A 4,489-nucleotide genomic window follows, 5' to 3' on the forward strand; every position below is an offset into this window, starting at 1 on the left:
GCGGTCTGCGCGGTCTGCGCGGGCGGACATCCCGGCAGGACGGCGCCGTCCTGCCGGGACGCGGCACGCGCGCGACGCGTGCGCACGCGGTGGGCGGCCACCGTCATACGGGCAGCGGCCGCCGTCCCGTCCGACCGAGGATCCACCAGCGTGTCCCGGCAGTCACGGCTGGAAGCGCAGCAGGGCGAAGTTCTCCCAGACCCTGGCTGACTGGCCCTGTTCCATGACCTGGTCGACGCGCGGGCGCCGCGCCTCGAGACGTCCGCGCACCTGGGTGCACAGGGTCTCGTAGGTGCGGTACGCGCCCGAGCCGGCGAGGAAGACGGTGTTGCCGGGGCCCGCCTCCGCCAGCGCCCGGTCCGCGACGGCCACCCCGTTGGCGGTGGTGTTGCGGTCCTCGTAGTCGGTCCAGTTGACCCGGTCGGGTGGGGCGTAGGTCGGGACGACGTACACCCGCATCCACGGCGGGACCGTGCGGGCCAGGCCCGGGCCGAGCTGGTCCGGGCAGACCAGCAGCACGTCACCGGGCCGCCCGAGGCGCTCGAGCACGCCCGCGGCCTGCTCGGCCTGGGTGCGGGCGCGGGAGAGGTCGGTGTAGCCGCCGATGAGCCCGAGCAACGCGCACGCCAGGACGACACCCCGGAACAGCCGGCTGTCGACGAGGACGGTCGCCCCGAGGCCGATCACCAGCAGGAACGGGACGAACGCGGTGGCGGTGTACCGGTCGGCCCAGGCGTTGCCCACCACCTTGCCCACGGCGACGGCCACCACGAGCGTGACGGTGGCCAGGAAGAACAGCGTCCGCCCGGGTTCGAGCCCCCGCAGGTCCACCATCACGTACCGGCCGTCGATCGCCCGGCCGGCGATCCCGGCGGCGGCGAGGCCGGTGATGAGGAACAGCAGCGTGCGCCCGCCGGTGGTCGGGCCGCCCGCCCACTGCCCGTAGGCGTGCGCGATCGCCGCGAACGTCGCCGGCTCGCCCCACGGCGTCCCGGTGTGCGCCAGCTGGTACTGGAAGCCACCCAGCCAGGGGGCGAACACCACCGCCCCGCCGGCGATGCCGCCGAGAGCGGTCAGCGGCGCCCGCCGGCCCCAGCCCGGCCGCGGCCGGGCCGTGACCAGCAGCAGCCAGCCGACCACCGTGCACAGCAGGTAGAAGCACCAGTAGTGGGTCAGGGCCAGCAGGCCGGAGCACACCGCCAGCGCGACGGCCGGCCCGGCCGAGCGCCGGCGCAGGGTGCTCTCCAGCGCCAGCCCGCCGGCCGCGGTCAGCAGCACGACCAGGCTGTACATCCGGGTCTCGGTCGCGAAGTACAGCGCGAACGGCGAGGTGAGGTAGAGCACCACCGCCACCCACGCGGCACGTGCCCCGACCACCCGCCGGGCCAGCAGGTACAGCGGCCCGGCCGCGGCCAGGTTCACCAGCGCCGACAGCGCCCGTACCGCGAACGCGCCGGTCCCGAACAGCTCGGCCCAGCCGTGCAGCAGCAGGTAGTACAGCGGTGGTGAGCCGTCCTGGCGCAGGCCGTCGAACAGCGTCAGGCCCGGCCCGGTCAGCGGGAGCCGGGCGATGGCCACGCTCTGGGCCTCGTCCAGCCACAACGCCTGCCGGGCGGAGAAACGCGCCGCCACCGCCGCGACAACAATGACGAGCAGTGCCGCCCTGAACAGGACAGCCGTCCGGTCAGGACGCCTCAGGCCCGCGTCGGCCGGGTCGGGGATGTTCGCCAGCGGCCGAACCGCGACATCGGTCACGGTCAGATCCTCCAGTCCCGTGAACCGAGGTCAGTGCGACGCTTTGGTGCCGGTGTAACCCGGGGAGACTTCCTCGTGGTAGTCCTCCTCGACATTGACGCCCCACACGTCGTGGCTGGTGCCGTCCACCATGTTCTGCACGCTGAGCAGAGCGGTGTACATCGAGTGGTCCTGGTTGTTGTAGCGGTGCATGCCGTTGCGGCCGACCGGATAGACGTTCGGGGCGGCCTCGGCGAGCCAGCCGCGCATGATGTCGACGTTCTTCTTGTACTCGGCGTCGTAGAACGGGTAGGCCTTCGGCATGCGCACCACGAAACCGCCCTCCACCTGGTCCGCCGGGACCAGGCCGAGGGCCGCGAGCTCCTTGGAGGCGAGCGCGATCAGGTCGTCGTCGGCCATCGACCAGGTCTCGTCACCCTCGAAGACGAAGTACTCCAGCCCGAGGCAGGTGCGTCCTTCCTTCACCAGGAAGGGCGACCACGACGCGAAGTTCTGGATACGCCCGACCTGGAGCTCGGGGGAATGGATGTAAATCCAGTTGTCCGGGAAACCGGCGGATTCGGGCACCACGAGCGCGACGGTGAGGAAGTCCCGGTAGCGTAGCGCCTCCGCGGCCGCCAGGACGTGCGCGGGGGCGGGCGGATCCATCGCGCGGACCAGGGAGGAGAACGGCATCGACGAGACGATCTCGTCCGCGTCGTAGTGGTGCTCACTGCCGATGTCGGTCCGGGACGCCTCCGGCGCGCCCGCGCCCGGGCCGTACCCGCCGGTGACCACCGTGGTCACCCCGGTCGCCCGGCCGCCCTCGTGGTGGATCGCGCGGACCTTCTCCTCGAAGACGATCTTCCCGCCCCGGTCGACGATCTTGTCGGCGGCGGCTTCCCACATCATTCCGGGCCCGTACTTCGGGTACTGGAACTCCTCGATGAGGGAGGTGATGTCCTTCTGGTTCCGTTTCGGCGTGACCGCGTTCACAATCGCGTTGAACAGCGAGAGGTTCTTGATGCGCTGCGCGGCCCAGTCCGCCTCGATCGTGTCCGCCGGCACGCCCCACAGCTTCTCGGTGTAGGTCTTGAAGAAGATCCGGTAGAGGCGCCAGCCGAAACGGGCCGCGACCCAGCCCTCGATTTTCGTCTGGTCCTTCGGCGGGCGGACCCGCACCCAGAAGTAGGAGAAGATGCAGCGCGCGGCCTCCAGGAGGCCCAGGCCGCGCAGGGCGTTGCCGGCGCGCAGCGGGTAGTCGAACAGTTTGCCGTCGTAGATGATGCGGCTCGAGCGCGGGCGCATCAGGAAGTCCTCGTCGGGCAGGATCTCGTGCCAGAGCGCCTCGACCTCGGGGACCTTGGTGAAGAACCGGTGCCCGCCGATGTCGAACCGCCAGCCTTCGCGCTGCGCGGTACGGCTGATCCCACCCACCACCGAGTCACCTTCGAGGACCGTTACGGGCACGTCCCGTTTGACCAGCTCCCAGCCTGCTGTAAGACCTGCCGGTCCGGCTCCGATAACGACGACCTCGGGCTTTTCGGCCACTGTGCCTGACCTCTCCTCACCTTCGCACGCGATAGTCATCCGCGCGACATACCAGCAAAGCCGGTGGACGATGATCCGGCTTCGGCTTCTCAGTCTGGCACGGCCCCCACAGCCGCCCGCCTGCGCCCCCTGACGGCCACGGCGGGCCGGCCGCGACAGCCCGGCTCCCGCTCCCTGCCGGCCAGGCCGTGCCCCGCCCGCCGACGACGGCGTGCACGCCGGTGACCCGCGCCTCCGGCAGGGCGCACGCCGTGGACGTGCGCTCTGGCAGGGCGCACGCCGTGGACGTGCGCTCTGGCAGGGTGCACGTCATGGACGTGCCCATACCCGCCCGGACGGGCGATCCGGCCACCGCACCCGGGTGGGCGCCGCCGGGCCACCCGGACCGGGGGACGACAGCCCTGCTGCTGGCCGGCTGGGGCGGTGTCGCGGTGGGCATCGGTGCCGGTGACGGGCGGGGGCCGTGGCCGCTGGTGCCCGTGCTCGCCGGCTGGCTCGCCGTCCTGCTGGCCGCGGGCCCCGCCGAGCGGGTGCGGCGGTGGGCCCGGCGCTGGCACACCGCCGCGTGGACGGGCGTGGCCGGGCTGCTCGCGGCCGGCGTGGCGCTGCGGCCCCGCTACTACGCGGCCGGGCGGTGGGCGGACCTCTCCGACGCGCTCGGGGTGGCCGCCGGGCTGCTCACCGCCGGGGCGGTCCTGGTGTGGGCCCGCCCGCCGGCGCCGGACGGCCGCTGGCGGGCGGCCCGCCGGCTCGCCTCGCCGGCCTGCTTCTGGCCGGTGGCCGGCCTGGTCGTGGCCGCCGGCGTCGCGATGATCCTGGCGGCGCCAACGCCCCGGATCGACGTCTTCCACCTGTTGCAGGTCTCCGCCGGCGGCCTGTTCGACGGCCGTGACATGTACCGGCAGCAGTGGGCGCCCAGCCGCGCCGAATACCAGGTGTACGGGCTGTTCGACGTCTACCCCTACCTGCCCGGCACGACGCTGCTGCTCGCGCCGTTCCACCTGCTGCTCGGGGACGTCCGCTACGGCCTGCTGGCCGCGCTGGTGCTCGCCGCCGCCACGGTCCGCCGGATCGCCGGCGTGGCCGGCCCCGGCCGGGACGCGCGGCGGGACGCGGGCACGCGGGGCAGCGGATCCGGTCCGCGGGACGGGTCCGCTGCCGCGGATCCCGCTGCTTCGGCGGCGCCCGCGGATCCCGCTGCTTC

Annotated in this window: 2 protein-coding genes and 1 pseudogene; 1 reads left to right on the plus strand and 2 read right to left on the minus strand. The window is 73.1% G+C overall.

Annotated elements, in window-relative coordinates; translation table 11 throughout:
- Nucleotides 1–162 precede the first annotated feature (162 nt).
- Together AC5LSR_RS16855 and AC5LSR_RS16860 are read right to left on the minus strand one after the other, a co-directional pair.
- Entirely contained in the window at nt 163–1,755 is a 1,593-nt protein-coding gene (locus AC5LSR_RS16855) for a glycosyltransferase family 39 protein (RefSeq protein WP_250285939.1), read from the minus strand.
- A 30-nt stretch (nt 1,756–1,785) separates the two neighbouring features.
- Nucleotides 1,786–3,285 carry an NAD(P)/FAD-dependent oxidoreductase gene (locus tag AC5LSR_RS16860; protein ID WP_250285938.1) on the minus strand — a complete coding sequence of 500 codons (1,500 nt, stop codon included), beginning with the start codon at nt 3,283–3,285 and terminating at the stop codon, nt 1,786–1,788.
- 221 nt (nt 3,286–3,506) lie between these two features.
- Between AC5LSR_RS16860 and AC5LSR_RS16865 the strand changes: the two are divergent.
- Nucleotides 3,507–4,489 (plus strand): annotated as a pseudogene (locus AC5LSR_RS16865) (hypothetical protein); the annotation flags it as partial.

The organism is Protofrankia sp. CiP1_Cm_nod4 (genome assembly GCF_982290645.1).